The 15,183-nt window shown below is 71.3% G+C and carries 10 protein-coding genes; 8 read left to right on the plus strand and 2 right to left on the minus strand.

Annotated elements, in window-relative coordinates; translation table 11 throughout:
- Positions 1-142: 142 nt before the first annotated feature.
- Positions 143-1,225: a hypothetical protein gene (locus WMF46_RS49375; protein ID WP_437983612.1), complete on the minus strand. Its 1,083-nt coding sequence runs from the start codon at positions 1,223-1,225 to the stop codon at positions 143-145.
- Positions 1,226-1,698: 473 nt separating this feature from the next.
- On the opposite strand from WMF46_RS49375, the gene WMF46_RS49380 reads away from it, so the two are divergent.
- The 8 genes from WMF46_RS49380 (at position 1,699) to WMF46_RS49415 (ending at position 13,424) form a co-directional block, all read left to right on the plus strand.
- Positions 1,699-2,352 carry a sigma-70 family RNA polymerase sigma factor gene (locus tag WMF46_RS49380; protein ID WP_437983613.1) on the plus strand — a complete coding sequence of 218 codons (654 nt, stop codon included), beginning with the start codon at positions 1,699-1,701 and terminating at the stop codon, positions 2,350-2,352.
- 339 nt (positions 2,353-2,691) lie between these two features.
- Positions 2,692-4,080, plus strand: coding sequence for an RNA polymerase sigma factor (locus WMF46_RS49385; protein WP_437983614.1), 1,389 nt, complete (start codon positions 2,692-2,694; stop codon positions 4,078-4,080).
- Positions 4,081-4,307: 227 nt separating this feature from the next.
- Positions 4,308-4,874: a cytochrome c maturation protein CcmE gene (locus WMF46_RS49390; RefSeq protein WP_437983615.1), complete on the plus strand. Its 567-nt coding sequence runs from the start codon at positions 4,308-4,310 to the stop codon at positions 4,872-4,874.
- 192 nt (positions 4,875-5,066) lie between these two features.
- Positions 5,067-5,840, plus strand: a complete 774-nt coding sequence (locus WMF46_RS49395) for an endonuclease/exonuclease/phosphatase family protein (protein ID WP_437983616.1) — start codon at positions 5,067-5,069, stop codon at positions 5,838-5,840.
- Positions 5,841-5,943: 103 nt separating this feature from the next.
- Entirely contained in the window at positions 5,944-6,585 is a 642-nt protein-coding gene (locus WMF46_RS49400; protein ID WP_437548267.1) for an NAD(P)-dependent oxidoreductase, read from the plus strand.
- Positions 6,586-6,744: 159 nt separating this feature from the next.
- Positions 6,745-10,278, plus strand: a complete 3,534-nt coding sequence (locus WMF46_RS49405; RefSeq protein ID WP_437983617.1) for a DVUA0089 family protein — start codon at positions 6,745-6,747, stop codon at positions 10,276-10,278.
- 786 nt (positions 10,279-11,064) lie between these two features.
- Positions 11,065-11,589 carry a hypothetical protein gene (locus WMF46_RS49410; protein WP_437983618.1) on the plus strand — a complete coding sequence of 175 codons (525 nt, stop codon included), beginning with the start codon at positions 11,065-11,067 and terminating at the stop codon, positions 11,587-11,589.
- Positions 11,590-11,837: 248 nt separating this feature from the next.
- Positions 11,838-13,424: an MSCRAMM family protein gene (locus WMF46_RS49415; protein WP_437983619.1), complete on the plus strand. Its 1,587-nt coding sequence runs from the start codon at positions 11,838-11,840 to the stop codon at positions 13,422-13,424.
- 74 nt (positions 13,425-13,498) lie between these two features.
- Here WMF46_RS49415 and WMF46_RS49420 read toward each other — a convergent pair whose 3' ends face one another.
- Positions 13,499-14,959, minus strand: coding sequence for a hypothetical protein (locus WMF46_RS49420; protein WP_437983620.1), 1,461 nt, complete (start codon positions 14,957-14,959; stop codon positions 13,499-13,501).
- Positions 14,960-15,183: the final 224 nt, after the last annotated feature.

The following is a 15,183-nucleotide window of genomic DNA, read 5'->3' on the forward strand; positions in this document are numbered from 1 at the left end:
CGAATCGTCGGATGCGCCTGCGGGAGCGATTCCCATGAGGCGGCTGCGAGCGCGTGCAGCGCGCGGAGGTCGCGGGCACGCCCCTCGCCGCCTGCCACCCCCCTTGGCGAGGCCGCTGTTGCCCCCGGAACGAGCTGTCGACTCAGGCCGGTACAGAGCTGATGCGTTGACAGCAGAACGTCGCCGCCGCGGTGGGTGCGATGCTGCCTACCGCCTCGCCGCCGAACGTTTCGCACTTTCCGGGCTCGAGGCTGACGACGCTCACCGATTTGCTTCCGAGCGCCGTGCCGCTCGCGACCGTCCCGCAGTGGGGGGCGTCGGCCGTGATCACCTGGGCCGCAACGAGCTGCGAGCACCCTTCCTCCCTGAACGCGGAGGCCAGGACGCTGCACGTCGCTCCGGTGGGCTCGGTGCAGCCGCAAGGAGCGCAGCCGCGGGTGTCCTCCACGCCGGCGTAGAAGACGTGCCGGTCCGGGTACGTGGCGGGGCAGTCCTGCTCTCCCTCGTGGTGGATGCACGTGAGGAATCCCTCGGGAGGCGCGGCGTCGCCGATTGGCGGTGCCGGCGTGCAGGTCATGCCGGGATCCGCACACGGGGGGGACGCGTTTCCGGTACACGCCCGGGCGACGATCGCGAAGCTCCCCGCAATCGCGGGCTCGTCGGGGTTCTCCGGCGCCTCCGCGACTCTCGGTGCGCAACCTGCGGAGACGACGCGAGGCGCCTGGATCGCGAGCGACTGCACGCACGGGGCGCCATCGCAGGTCCGTCCGGCCTCGACGGCATTCGCCGAGGTGCAGGTCCCGTCCCACCCCTCCGGGGCCGCGAAGGAGGTCGCGGGAGCCTCGGGGCCGCCGCACGGGAAGCTGGCGTAGGCCCTCCATTCCGCCGGCACCTCGCACCTCGCCTCGGGCGGATCGCACGCGCAGGTGGGGCACGGGCGCGGGGCCGGAGCCGCGAAATCCGCGTAGCCCTCGTAGCCGACGATCGGCGCGGTCGCAGGGCAGCCCGGCACGCCGTCGGGGGAGCCGATCCAGAGCAGCGCGGGCTCGGACCACCCGAGCGGCTCCTTCGGTACGCACTGCCCTGCGCAGACCTCTGCTGGCGGGATCAGGTCGCCGAATTCGGACGCGATGGCGACGTCCGTGTCGTCCTCGGCCGCGCAGTCATCGCCGCCATCGCCGCCGCCGCACCCGCCAGCTCCGCCGGCATCGGGGGGATCGAGCACTTCACAAGGCGTTACCTTGGGTCCTTGGTCCTCATCCCAGGGGCATATGTATCCGGTCGACGATCCGCATCCGCCGGACGTGACCCCGACCCCGAGCCCGAGCGTGCTCGCACAGAAAATCGCCATGATTCCGCGTCGCCCACGTCGCGCTCGCGCCGCCATCGCCTCTCCTCATGATCTACGGCGCCGCAGTGGGCGTGCCGCGGTAAGTGCGGCCACGTTACCAGGGGACCCCAGGGAGCCGCCAGATCCATCCTGGGGCAGACCACCCCCGTTCGATCGCATTACGAAGAGCAAGGTACTTTTCTCATCTCTCGCCAGGCGACAGCTCACGTCGCCCTTCACGAGGGCCCGACCCTCCCCGTCGTGCGCCCGTCGCCCGCCAGTCGCCAGAACGAGCGCGCCGGCGCCCAAGGTCACGCGGGCCGGTCGATTGTGCAGCGAGAAGCGGGGCAGTCCCGGACACCGCTCCGATGAAGACCCCGTTGCCGATCCCCCGCCGGCGGGAAGGCCGCCGCCTGTCCTCCGATGCGCCGGAACCCCGGACGCGCCGCCGCGCACGCAGCGCGCCGAACGAGGCGCTCCACCCGGCGGTCTCGCCCTCCATCGAGGCCCTCTGGGCCGAGCGGCCGTTCGTTGCCCCCCTGCTCCGCGCCCTCCACGTTCCCGCCCGCGACCGAGATGATCTCCTCCAGACGGTGCTCCTCGGCGCCTGGGAAGCCATCCGAGCGCGGAGGTACCGCCCGGACCCGCGGCGGCACCCGCGCGCGGCGCTGCGCGGGTGGTTGCACGGCATCGTCTGGCGCCAGGTGTCCCATTACCGGGAGCGCGCCTGCGTCCGCCGCGAGATCCTGCTCGACGCGCCCTTCTCGCCCGCCGGCCAGGCGCCTGTGGAGATCGAGGGAGCGCTCCTCGCCCGCGCCGCGCTCCGCGAGATCGCCGCGCTCCCCGCCAGCCATCGTGAGGTCCTCCTCGCAGGGGCCGGGCCCCTGAGCCTCGTCGCCTGGGCACGAAGGCGCCGCATGAACCCCAATTCGGCCGCCAGCCGGCTGCGTCGCGCCAGGAGGGCGCTGGCCGAAAGGCTCGCCTCACCGCGGTTGCCGTTCGGTGACGGCGCCGTTCGGTGACGCCGGCGCCGGGGTGATCCTCCGTTCGGTGCCCGCTCGGCCGGTCGTGTCGAGCCCGTGTACGATTTCGCAACGAGCCGGGCGGCCTCGCCGGACTACCTATCCATGAAAGACCCCCGAGCGCGCCCAGCGTCCCCTCCTGCGCCCGACCCAACGCCCGCGCCTGCACCTGCCCCCACGCCTCCGCCCGCGCCTGCACCTGCCCCCGCGCCTCCGCCCGCGCCCGCCCCGGATAGGACGCCTGCACCGGACCCAGAGCCCACTGCCGGACCCAATAGGGATCCTGCGTCCGCCACCGGCTCGTCCCCGCCGCCTTCGTTCGAGGAGGTCTACCAGACCTTGCTCCCCTACGTCCTCGCGGTGCTCTGGCGGGTCGGCGTCGCGTCTCGGGATCTCCACGATGTCGCTCACGAGGTGTTTCTCATCGTTCACCGCCGCCTCAAGGACCAGGATCCTCGCCTGTCGCTCAAATCGTGGGTCGCGGGAATCAGCGCGCATGTCGCCCTTCGCCACCTGCAGCTCGCCCGGAACCAGCGGGAGCTGCTTGCGCTCGACGATGGCGAGCCCATCGAGCTCGCGGACCCCGGGCTCGACGCGGAGCGCCGGGTCGTACAGGCCGAGACCCAGCGTATCGTCCGCGAGCTCATCCAGCGCATCGAGAGGGAACGACGAGCGGTGTTCGTGCTCTACGACCTCGAGGGAAGCGATATGCGCGACATCGCGCAGGCCCTCCAGATCCCCGTGAACACCGCATGGGATCGGCTGAGGCGCGCCCGCAGCGAGTTCACGGCCGCGGTCAAACGACTCTCCGCGCGGGACCCGGACGCGCTCGGCCTTCGTGGCCTGCGCTTCGCTTTGATGCCGTTCGCCCTGGCCGACAGACCCCTGCTGCTCGATGCAGGCGGGGTCCGGCTCGGCCTCTCGCAGGACCTCGCCGGGCCGCTCTGGGCGCGGCTCCAGCGGTCGCTCGCTTCGACAGGAGGGCTGTCCCGCGACGCGGACAGCCTCGCCGGCGCCCGTGCAACACAGCCCGATGCAGGTGCTACGTCGTCCCACCGGCGCCGCCCCGGGAACGCGGTGGAGGCCGCCGGCGCCACCGGGGAGAAGCGCACGCCGCCGGTCGTCACGATCGCGCGATCCAGGCTCATCAAGGCGGGGGCGGCGCTGTTCCTCTGGGGCGTCGGGGCCGGCGCCGGCCTGGTCTATGCGATGCTCCCGCCGCCTGCTGCGGCGCCGGTGGTGTCCGTCCGCGCCGAGGCCGACGGCGCCGCGTCCGAGCGAGCAGAGCGCGCCGCGCCCGATCGAGCAGAGCGCGTCGTGGCCGGGCGCAGCGGGGGCGCCGCGGACGGGCGCGCCGTGGTCGCGACCGTCGGGAACGCTGGATCCACGGCGGCTGTCGAGATCGCGGCAGCAGGGCCGTCACGCGCCCCCTCCCGCAAGGCGGCTCCGCCCAGCGAGCACGACACGACCGAGGAGCGCGCGTTGCTCAGCAGCGCCGGCCTTGCGCTCAGCGAAGGGAAGGCGACAGAGGCGCTCGACGTGCTGGCTTTGCACGAGCGGAGTTACCCGCGCAGCCCGAGAGGCCAGCTGCGCGAGGCGCTGGCCATCCAGGCCCTCGTCCAGGCCGGGCGGCGTGCCGACGCCCGCGCGCGCGCCGAGCGGCTCCGCGCGGCGTACCCCCACGCCGTGTTTCTCCCCGCCATCGAGTTGGCCGTGAGCAGCCCATGAGGGCCTCCGCGTGCTCTTCTGCGCTTCGCCTCCGACCGACGACACGGCCCGCGCTTCGACCCTCCGCGAGCGGGCGCACGGGGTCGTCGGGTCCGCTCGCGAGGGAGATCTCCGGTCGGGCTGTCCGCCGCAGCGCCCAAACGGGAGGACGCCGCCGGCCGGGCCCGAGGCCGTGCAGGTGGTGCTCGACCGTCCGCGGGGCGCGGGCTAGCCTGTACCTATCCACGATGAGCAAGAAGCTGGACGACGAGTTGGCCCAGGCGCTGTCTCTTGCAGAGCAGCAGGATACGCCCGCGGTGGTGAAGCCGGCCGCGGCGAACCCGGCGCCGAAGGCGCGCCCGTCGCGCAGCCTCGGCCTGCTGGCGACGCTGCTCGTCATGGTGGGCGCGCTCGTCGCCCTGTTCCTCGTCGGCTTCAAGGAAGCGGCCGTCTACGCGACGCCGGTCGACCAGCTGCTCGCGTCGAAGGACAAGCTCGCCGGCCGCAAGGTCCGGGTCGAGGGCGAGCTCGTGCCCGGCACGCTGGTCAAGCGCGATTCGCCCTGCGAGTACCGCTTCCAGATCCACGGCACGCAGGCGCCGCTGCCCGTGCGCTACGCCCAGTGCGTCATCCCCGACACCTTCCGCGACGTCCCGAGCGGCGGCGTCCAGGTGACCGTCGAGGGCACGCTCTCGCAGGGCGGCGACTTCGAGGCGAGCCTCGTGATGGCCAAGTGCACCTCGAAGTACGATCCCAACTCGCACGAGATGAAGGGCGGCGCCCAGCCCGGCGAGGGCCCGCTCTCGCTCAACTGAGCGCTCCCCGCCCAAAGGCGCCGCCGCGCGGCGCCGACACGCCCACAGGCGCCGCCGCGCGCGGCGCCGACACGACCGGATCCCTCTCCCCGCTCCCCGGCGAGCCGCCGACTGGCTCGCTCGCGGGACCTTGAGCCTCCTCGACGAGCTGGTTAAGAGACATCCCCGGGCTGACGCCCGAGGAGGAGGCATTTGAGCCACGATCGCGATCTCGTCGTCCTGACGCAGAACATCTGGGGGGGAGTCGCCCTCTGGGAGCGGCGCCGGACGATGCTTGCCAGGCTCATCGGCGATCTGCGCCCTTGCCTCCTCGGGCTCCAGGAGGTGCACGCGCCGGCGGCGAGCGGCGACCTCGGCCAGGCCGGGGAGCTCTCGCGGCTCGCCGGCGGATACCGGGCCTGGTTCGCGCCGGGCAGGGTCGCCGCGAGCGGCGAGTGCGAGGGGGTCGCGCTGCTCTGCCGGGAGGACATCGAGGTGCTCGATCACTCCGTGGAGGCGCTCACGCTCGATCGCGACGACCCGTTCGAGCGCGACAGCCAGCGCGTCGTCCTGCGCGCCGCGATCCGGCACGCCGGCGCGGTGGTCGACGTGCTCGTCACGCACCTCTCGCTGTCGAAGCGCGCGCGGGCGCGCACCGTGCGCGAGCTCGTGAGCTTCGCCGCGCGCGAGCGCCAGAAGTCGGGGAGCCACGGCGCCGTGCTGATGGGCGACTTCAACGCGCTCCCCAGCGAAGAGGCGGTCTGTTATCTCCAGGCGAGCGCGGGAAACGGCTCCTGGCTCGACGCCTGGACGCAGGCGCACCCCGGCAAGGCGGGCGGCACCTGGCCCGCGGGCCTGCCGCTGCGTCGCATCGATTATGTCTTCGTTCAACCGGGCGAGGGGTGGGCCATCACGCGCTGCGAGCGGGCGCCTTTCTCCGGCTCGGATCATCTCGGCGTGACCGCGCGGCTGCGGCTCGGGGCCTGAAGGGCGGGGGCTCCGCTCGCCCGGATCTCCAGCAGATCTCGATGGATGAGGCATTCGGGCGCAAACTGTACCCGCTGCGGCGGACCGGGTAGGCTGGCGGCACATGAGCAGGCTGCTGATCTTGGGGGCGACCGGGGGCACGGGCGCCGCGTTGATCCGTCAGGCGCTGGAGGCTGGACACGAGGTCTCGGCATTCGCGCGCACGCCCGCCACCATCCCTGTCCCGCACCATGAGCGGTTGCGCGCGCTCCGCGGCGACATCATGGATGCCGAGCAGGTGTCGCGCGCCGTGTCCGGCCACGACGCCGTCCTCTCGGCCCTGGGGTCGCGCGGCCTCGGCCCGACGCGCGTCTACTCGGACGGCATCGTCCACGTCCTGCGCGCGATGAAGGAGCATGGCGTCCGCCGCCTGATCGCCGTCACCGCCGCGGGCATCGGCGAGGAGCAGCAGCCTGCGCTCTGGTTCCGGCTCCTGGTCAAGCCGATGCTCCGCAACAGGTATTCCGACATGCTGCGCATGGAAGAGGCCCTCCGCCGGAGCGATGTGGCCTGGACCGTCGTGCGCGTCCCCAAGCTCACCGACGGGCGGCTCACCAAGGAGTGCCGCGCCGAAGTCGACCCCTCGCCGCCGGAGGGCTACCTCTTTGGCGGCCCCACGATCTCGCGCGAGGATCTGGCGTATTTCATGCTCTCCCAGCTGGAGAGCGAAGAGTACCTCCGCAAGGCGATCGTCGTGACGTACTGAAGGCGCGGCGCGGTCGTCATCTCTTGACGCAGCCGCGGAGCATCGGTCTGCTGCCGCCCCCGCCGTCGTGGCCAGCCTGCGGCGCGCCTGCGGTGATCGCCACGAATGCCGCGATCGCCGTGATCCTCGCGACGCTGCCGAGCAGAGGCCTCATAAACCATGATTTTCTCCCCCAGGACCGCTCTCCCATGGTTCCTCGGTCTGGCGCTGATTGCCCTGAGCGGGTGCGAGCTGCTCGTCTCACCGGACCGCAGCAAGATCGAGGTGTCCGCAGTCGGGGGCAACGGCGGAGAGGGCGGCAGTCATGGACAGGGCGGCAGCGATGAACAGGGCGGCAGCGGTGGACAGGGCGGCAGCGATGTAGAAAGCGGTAACGGCGGAGAAGGCGGCAGCGGTGGGCAGGGCGGCGCGCCCGGCGCGGTGTGCGGCGATGGGGCGGTCAGCGCTCCTGCCGAGATGTGCGACGATGGGAATCGGACGGCCGGCGACGGGTGCGATCCGGGTTGCGCGATCGAGCCTGGGTTCGCGTGCGCCGGGGCGCCGAGCGTGTGTACGAGCGGGTGCGGCGACGGCGCGCTGGGCGGCGCGGAGACCTGCGATGACGGCGGCGACAAGGACGGCGATTGCTGCTCGCGCGCGTGTCGGGTCGAGTCCGGCTGCGAGGTCGAGCCGAACGACGGATTCGCGTCGGCCAACGACGCCTTCGCCATCGCGCCCGGCGGTCGGATCCGCGCGTTCATCGACCCCGAATCCGACGTGGACGTGTTCTCGGTGACCGTCCCCGAGGGGTCGGTAGGGCGCATCAAGGCAGAGACGCTCGATGGCCCGCTGGGCACGACGTGCAGCTCGCTCGGCGTCGATACCCATGTGACGATCTTCGACGCGACCCTGGCGAGCATCGAGGACAACGACGATGTCGCCGACGACGATACCTGTTCTTACCTGGCGCTGCGCAAGCTGAGCCCTGGCGAGTATTTCGTCCGCGTGCAGATCTCCCCTGAAGCGGAGCCGGGGACGTTCGACTACACGCTCTCCCTCACGCTGGATACGTCGGTGTGCGGCGACGGCGTGCTGGAGGATCCGGAGCTCTGCGACGACGGCGACACGACCGGCGGTGACGGCTGCAGCCCCGCGTGCGAGCTGGAGCTCCGCTCTCCCGAGGTCGAGCCGAACGACACCGCGGCGGAGGCGGGCGGGCGCGCCGTGCTGCGGCCGAACGTGCTCGTCTCGGCGGCGATCGAGCCCCTCGATGATATCGACGTCTTCGCCTTCGAGGTGCCGGGCCTCGCGGACGTCCAGCTCGCGACGTTCAGCCCCGGGCGGCTGAACGAGTGCGCCGAGGGAGTCGATACCTTCCTCCAGCTGCTCGACGTGGACGGCGCGACGGCGCTGGCGAGCGACGACGACAGCGGCCCCGAGGCTTGCTCGCTCATCGACTCGAGCGTCGACGACAGGGCGACACGGCTCCAGCCGGGCACGTATTATGTGACCGTCGAGGAGTTCAACAACGACGCGTCCATCCCCGGGTACGACCTCCTCATCGCCTTCACCGCGCTCTGCGGCAACGGGGTGATCGAGGAAGGCGAGGCGTGCGATGGCGGAGAGCGGTGTTCCTCGGAGTGCGCGCGGATCCCGGTGTGCGGCGACGGAGCCATCGACGGCGGCGAGGCGTGCGACGACGGCGGGACCGAGGGCGGAGATGGCTGCAGCGCCGCGTGCCAGCTCGAGGGGACCCTCCCGGAGATCGAGCCGAACGACGCGCGAGGCCAGGCGACCGCGGGGCGGGCGACCGCGGCGGGGGCGCTGTTCACCGCGTCGATCTCTCCGCCGGGAGAGCTCGACTTCTTCGCCATCGACGTCCCCGGCGTGGCCGAGCTGGAGGTGGAGACCTTCGACGCGACCGGCCCGACCTCGTGCCGCGGCATCGACACCGTTGTGCAGCTCCTCGGGCCCGACGGCGCCGTGATCGCCGAGGACAACGACGGCGGCGAAGCCAGGTGCTCCCGACTCCGCGCCGCGGTCACCGCGCCGGGCGTCTACTACGTGCGCGTCCAGGACTATGATGGAGGAGACTCCATCGCTGGATATACAGTGCGCGCGCGGACGACGGCCCTCTGCGGCGACGGCGTGGTCGAGGGCCTGGAGGAGTGCGACGGCGGCGCCTCCTGCGGGGCGACGTGCCAGCGCATCCCGGTGTGCGGCGATGGCTTCATCGACGAGCCCGAGGTCTGCGATGACGGCAACACCGGAGGCGGGGATGGCTGCGACGCCGCATGTCGGATCGAGGGCGCGATCGCCGAGATCGAGCCCAACTCGACCCCTGCCGAGGCCGAGGCGAACGGCGCTGTCGCGCCGGGAGCGCTCGTGTCCGGCGCGATCGCGCCGGACAGCGATGTCGATCTCTTCGCCCTGCAGGTCACGACCGTCTCCGATCTCCGGCTCGAGACCTTCGACTCGAGCGGCCCCGCGCGGTGCGCCGAGGGCGTCGACACAATCCTCTCCCTCCTCTCGCCGGACGGGGCGACCGTGCTCGCCTCCGACGACGACGGCGGGATCGGCGCCTGCTCGCTCATCGACTCGAGGAGCCCCGCCGGGGCCGCGGCGCGCCGCCTGGATCCCGGGACATACCATGTCCGGGTCAGCGGCTTCCCGGAGCAGCCGGGGGCCCGCTACACGCTGCGGGTCTCGCTCGACGCCGCGTGCGGCGACGGCGTGCGGCAGGGCGCGGAGGAGTGCGACGGCGGCGCGGGGTGCAGCGCCCGTTGCGAGAGGCTCCCGGTCTGCGGCGACGGCCTGCTCGACGCGCCGGAGGGGTGCGACGACGGCAATGCCGCGGGCGGCGACGGGTGCAGCCCCGCCTGCCAGCTCGAGGCGGTGACCGCCGAGATCGAGCCGAACGACACCCCCGCGCAGGCCGGGGCGAGCGATCTCGTGATCTCGGGCGACGCGCTCCTCGCGGCGAGCCTCGCGGCGGGCGGCGACAGGGACGTGTTCCGCCTGAGCTTGCCTGTCGCCTCGGTCGTGCGCCTCGAGGTCTTCGACGGCACCGCGGCGGGCTGCGAGGGAGGCCTCCTCACGACGCTCCGCGTGCTCGACGCGGCGGGCGGGACGGTCGCGACGGACGAAGGGCTCTCCGACACCGCGTACGCGGGCGGCATCGGCGGATGCTCGGCGCTCGTCGTGGCGTTGCCTTCCGGCGACCACGACGTCGAGGTCGCGGCGCGCGAGGGCGGCGCGGAATTTCCGCTCTACCTCCTCCAGGCCAAGATCCTCGCGCCCGCGGGCGCCGAGGAGGAGCCGAATGGCAGCATCGCCACCGCGAGCAAATCCGTCGGCTCCGACGGGTTCATCGCCGGCGCGCGGGCGACCGACGATTTCGACTTCTACGCCGTGGATGTCCCGGAGAACCGGTCGATCCGCGCGGAGATCATCGAGGGCGGCGAAGAAGCGTGCGAGTCGCTCGAGATCGACAGCCGGCTGTCGCTGCTCGACGCCGCGGGCTCGCTCATCGCGGACGATGACGACGGCGGCCGGGGCAACTGCTCGATCCTCGACGGCACCGGGGACGCCCCGCGCCACCCCGGGGCTCACGCGCTACCGGCGGGGCGGTACTTCCTCCGCGTCCGCGCCGCGTCTGGCGCCTCGGGCACCGCGGCCCTCTTCGCGTACCGGCTGGCCGTCACGCTCCGCTGACGAGCGCGGACGCCGCCGGACGTCCGGGATCACCGGTGACCCCGTCCGGCCGGGACGGCGCGCGTCCGCCGCCGCGCGTCCGGTGGCGCGCGCCGCCGGGAGGCCGGGACGCACTCGCCGCCGCGCGGCGACTCGATGTCTCGATATCCCATCATCGCGAGACTGCCGCGCTCCGTCGCGCCGCCGCGCGGTGTGGCTCCGCGGTGCTCATCGGAGCCGCATGGGGGGGCCCTACCCACAAGCGCCTTCGCGGGGCGTCTTCGGTAGGTAGGTAGGTAGATCGAGCGCCGGGGGCGGCACGGAGCTGCCTTGTGCCTCGCCCGCGCGTCCGACGCCGCGCGCCCGCCCTGGCGTCGCCCGGCGATTCCCGCACTCGGCCGCGCCTCGCGGCGCCGCCGCACACCGCCTCTCGGCGCGGGTGCGTGATACTTCGGCCGGATGTAGGAGCCCGCGGGGTGCGTTCGAGGCAGAGGACATGAGTTGATTGTCGAGGAGTGCCGGTATTCTCCCTGGTTCTAACTCCGTCCTGTTTTTGACCGGAAAGATGCCAGTCAAAAGTGCTTGCGTGAGACCGCGGGGAGAATAGTCTCCTGTTGTTCGCGTCATGACCTCGGGGCGGGTTCCTCCGGGAGCGTGACCGTGACGGGACGACGACGACGTGCGTCGCGCCCGTCGGGGCACCGCTCTCCTGGCGCAGGCCCCGGGGATTGCATCCCTTGGGTGACGATCTGGATAGGTATCTGCATCAAACTTCACCACAGATTCGATTCCTCGGAGGTATTTCTCATGAAGAATTTTGCTCGTTGGGTGCTCGCTTTCGCAACCATCACGTCGATCTCGGGCAGCGCCATGGCCATCCGGAACGACTGTTTCTACGACGTGTCCATGAAGACTGGCCTGAGGAAGGTGCCGGTGGGTCAGACCGTCTTCCAGCTGGCCGAGCAGGCGGGCACCCTGTGGAACGATGAGTGCGGCTACGTGGGCAAGTGGGGCGTCGTGGCGGGCCCGGGCGCCGCGGTGGCCGCCAACATCTTCCTTCGCCAGCAGACGACGATCGGGAACAACGACTGCGACTGGAACTCCTTCTATTTCACGGACGGGAGCATCTCGCTCCTGCCCACTGTGCCGATCCCGCCCAGCACCGTGGGGTTCCCGCCCAGCTCCGGCATCACCTCACGGCTGCAGAAGGCGCCCCTGTGCAACTTCGTGGGGATGGAGAACGACTACAACGGCTACATCAATGCCACGGTTCAGTTCTACTCCGCGCTGTCGATGCCTGTGCCGGTCACGTTCGCCCCGCATTGCTACTGACGGCGTGCCTTTGAGACCGGTCTTCACCGGGCTCTGAGACGGCGCCCGGCGTCCGACCGATCGGCGAGAGCCTCCCTGCAGAAAGCCCATAGTAACGGCCCCGGGCAGGTCGGGGAGGCGCTCGTCGATCGCGTCGTGCGGATTGAGGAGGGGGCGCCGGCGGAACGCCGGCGGCCCCTTTCTCTTCTCCGCCGCTGCCGAGCTCCCGGCTCGAGGGCTCTAGCCAGGTCAACTTGTCTGGAGGAACAATGATGCAACCGAGTTCGTCGCAACGGAACCCTTCGCGCCGGCCCCTGTGGATCGCCGCCGGATTGCTCCTGGCCGCCCTCGCCGGCGTCGCCCTCTTCCTCGCCTTCCGCTCCGGGGACGAGCAGACCGCCGGGGCGAGTGGCCCGGCCGCCGGGGCCGAGAAGCACGTCCGCTACCGCAACAGAGCGCTCGTGCGCGGCGCGGCGCCGGCGGCGAAGGAGGAGGCGAAGCCCACGATCAGCGGCCTCGTCTTTGGCACGGACGGGAACACCCTCGCCGGAGCGACCGTCGTCGCCATGACCTTCGAGGTCGCCGGCAACGTGCTCTCTACCGCGGGCTCCGTGAAGAGCGACGACGCAGGGCGGTTCGAGCTCACGCTCCCGGACGGCACCTATCAGCTGAGCGCGAGCGTCGATGGATACGGGACCACGTCGACCACGGCGCGCCCCGGCGAGGCGGTGAGCCTCGTGCTGCCGAAGAGCGGCGTCATCGAGGGGCGCGTGCTGGACGAGCGGGGCGAGCCCGTGCGCCGCTTCTCGATCGACATCCTCTCGGCCGTGACGGCGGAGACGCCGGCGACGCCGCCCCTGTTCTCTCGCACGTTCGAGAGCCCGGACGGCTCGTTCCGCGTCGATCAGCTGCCCTCGTGGGACGTCGTCGTCAGGGCGACGGCGGCGGAGTTCGCGCCCGCGTTCTCCACGAACGTCAACGTGCGCGCCGGAGACGTCGAGAAGATGGATCTGACCCTCTCGAAGGGATGTACCTTGACCGGGCAAGCGGTGGACTCGTCCGGCGCTCCGCTGCCTGGGGTGTACGTGGACGCCGAGTCGCTTCTCGCCGTCGGCGAGATGAGCAGCCTGTCTATGGAGGCCGCCGCGCAGGCGCAGACCGAGGACGACGGCTCCTTCAGCCTGCCGCACGTGCCGAAGGGCACGATCGTGGTCCGCGGCTATGACGGCAGCAACGCCGTGAGCTCGACCGAGATCGAGGTCGCGGGCTGCGACGGCCTGAAGCCGGTGAAGCTCGTGATGTCGCCCGGCGGCAGCCTCTCCGGGGTGGCGCGAGACGCCGAGGGCAAGCCCATCGCCGGCGCCCGGCTCACGCTCATGCACCGCCCGATCGGCTTCGTGAACACGGTGAGCGAGGAGGACGGCACCTTCCACTTCGACCAGGTCCCGCCCGGCGAGCTCCGCGTCATGATGCGGCGAGGCGAGGAGGTGATGCTCGCGGCGGTCGGCATCGAGGACGGGAAGACCACGCAGCACGACATCGCCTTTGCGCCCCGGGGCACCGGGGAGATCCGCGGCCGCGTCACCGTGGCCGGCAAGCCGCTCCCGGGGGCTCGCCTCATGATGGCCACCCAGATCGGGGACGACGGCGCGATCGGCATGTTCTACCCCGTCACCGCGGAGGACGGCTCGTTCCGCGCGTCCGGGCTCCCGGCCGGCGGCTACATCATCAACGTCGAGTCGACGAGCATCGGGACCGGCGTGCACGTGAAGGCGGGCGCGGTCACGACGGCGGATCTCCAGGTGATCGACCTGCCCAGCATGAAGGGCAAGGAGGCCGAGCTCCCGCTGCGGTAGCGAGCTCCGCGCCAGCGCGATCTCCCGGCTGTCCGGAGGCGGAGCCTCCTGGACGGCCGGTCCGCGTCTTCAGGTCACTCCGCCGGGGCGATGGTCAGCGTGAACGGCCCCGAGGAGGCGGCGTTGTAGCTGTCGACGAAGATGTCGATCGGCTGGCCCGCCGTCGCCGGCACCGTGATCGACTCGGGCAACCCGGAGTCGAAGGGATCATCCACGCAGGCGAGCTCGCTGCCCTGGTCTGCGCAGTCGCTGCGCGCGTAGAGGACGACATCGGCGTGGCCCTCCGGCGTCGCGGTGATCGTCAGTTTGCCGCTCTCCTCCGGGGTATACCGGTACACGAGCTCCCCGCCTTCGCCGCCGCACGACGCCGTGACGCCCTGCGTGCCCTCGGCGGTGTCGCCCACCGTCGTTGCCTCCGTGAGCGTCGCCGTGGCCGCGCACAGCGGCTCCAGGTTCACCTTGCACTCGTCGCTGCACACGTTGTCATCCACGGCGTCTCCGTCGTCGCACTCCTCCGCGCCGACGCGCGCTCCGTCCCCGCAGATCTCCTCCGCGAAGGACACGTCGAGCGTATACGACGCGTCCATCCCGTTCTTGCCCTCGATGAAGATGAAATAGGTCTGACCGGGCTCGGTGAGCAGCTCCAGCGGGGCGTCTTCCGGTCCGAACGCAGCGACGCAGCCGAGCAGCGTCGCCTCGTCGTCGCAGCTCTCCCGGATGTACCAGTCGAAGTCGGCCTCCGGCTCCGTCGCCGTCGCGGCGATCTGGACCGCGCCCTTCGCCGGCGCGACGAACCCGAACACCCGCTCTCGCATGCCCGTGCCCGTGACGGACGTGATGATACCGGGGCAGAGCGCCGCGAACAGGTTGGTGCCGGCCTCCGTCGTGCCGGTGAACCTCCCGCCCTCCGAGACGTCGGTGGCCTCCGCGCACGCCGCGGCGACGCCCTCGACGCACGCTGCCGTCGTCGAGCAGTCGCGCTCCTCGCAGTCCTGCAGGCCGTCCTTGTCCTCGTCCTCGGCGCTGTCGCAGATCTCACCCGACGAGACGCAGAACGCGGAGTCCTCGTCGCAGGCGCCCTTGCACTGCGCGTCGTCGTCGCAGCCGCCAAAGCACATCGTCCACCCGTCGTCGGTCACGTCGACGCACGTATGCCCCACCCTCCCGCAGTCGGACGTCTCTTCACAGGACTTGAGACAGAGCGAGAAGCTGCCCTGCGGCAGGCACTCGGAGCCCTCACCGCACGGCAAGAGCGCCGTGTCGCAGAGCCTCGTGCAGTAGCCGCCCGCCCAGCCGAAATCCTCCTCGGTCAAGCAGAGCCCGCCGAGGCAGTCCTCGTTGACCGCGCAGGCCTCGCCGTCCGCCTTCCCGTCCGGCGCGATGCCCTCGCCGTCGTCACCGCCCTGGCCGCCCTGGCCGCCCTGGCCGCCTGCGCTGGACGCCGCTCCCAGCGGTGAGATCTCGTCGTCGTCGCCGCAGGCGGCGAGCGCGAGAGACATCGCTGTGACCGCTGACAGGGGAAGAGCAAGTCGCATGTTGTTCTCCTGAAAGAGAGGTACTGCGCTCGACCACGGAACGCAGCAAAACTTGCGACGACAGCAAAAAGAGCCTGGACTGACTGGAATTGTTACGTCCGGAACGAAATGCGGTGGTAAGAAAAGAACCCTTACAATCGTTCAATACTGAGACCGTGAAGTTTCAAAAACGAAACCTGTAGGGGATGTCCCTGACGCATGACCGCAATTCGGGGTGCTACCTA

This window comes from Sorangium sp. So ce117, from assembly GCF_051524395.1.
Taxonomy (GTDB): domain Bacteria; phylum Myxococcota_A; class Polyangia; order Polyangiales; family Polyangiaceae; genus Sorangium; species Sorangium cellulosum_B.

Bases quoted from the DNA above. Each gene is read 5' to 3' on its own strand.
- WMF46_RS49380 (WP_437983613.1), top strand. From the start codon at position 1,699: ATGAAGACCCCGTTGCCGATCCCCCGCCGGCGGGAAGGCCGCCGCCTG.
- WMF46_RS49390 (WP_437983615.1), top strand. From the start codon at position 4,308: ATGAGCAAGAAGCTGGACGACGAGTTGGCCCAGGCGCTGTCTCTTGCA.
- WMF46_RS49400 (WP_437548267.1), top strand. From the start codon at position 5,944: ATGAGCAGGCTGCTGATCTTGGGGGCGACCGGGGGCACGGGCGCCGCG.
- WMF46_RS49405 (WP_437983617.1), top strand. From the start codon at position 6,745: ATGATTTTCTCCCCCAGGACCGCTCTCCCATGGTTCCTCGGTCTGGCG.
- WMF46_RS49410 (WP_437983618.1), top strand. From the start codon at position 11,065: ATGAAGAATTTTGCTCGTTGGGTGCTCGCTTTCGCAACCATCACGTCG.
- WMF46_RS49415 (WP_437983619.1), top strand. From the start codon at position 11,838: ATGATGCAACCGAGTTCGTCGCAACGGAACCCTTCGCGCCGGCCCCTG.
- WMF46_RS49420 (WP_437983620.1), bottom strand. From the start codon at position 14,959: ATGCGACTTGCTCTTCCCCTGTCAGCGGTCACAGCGATGTCTCTCGCG.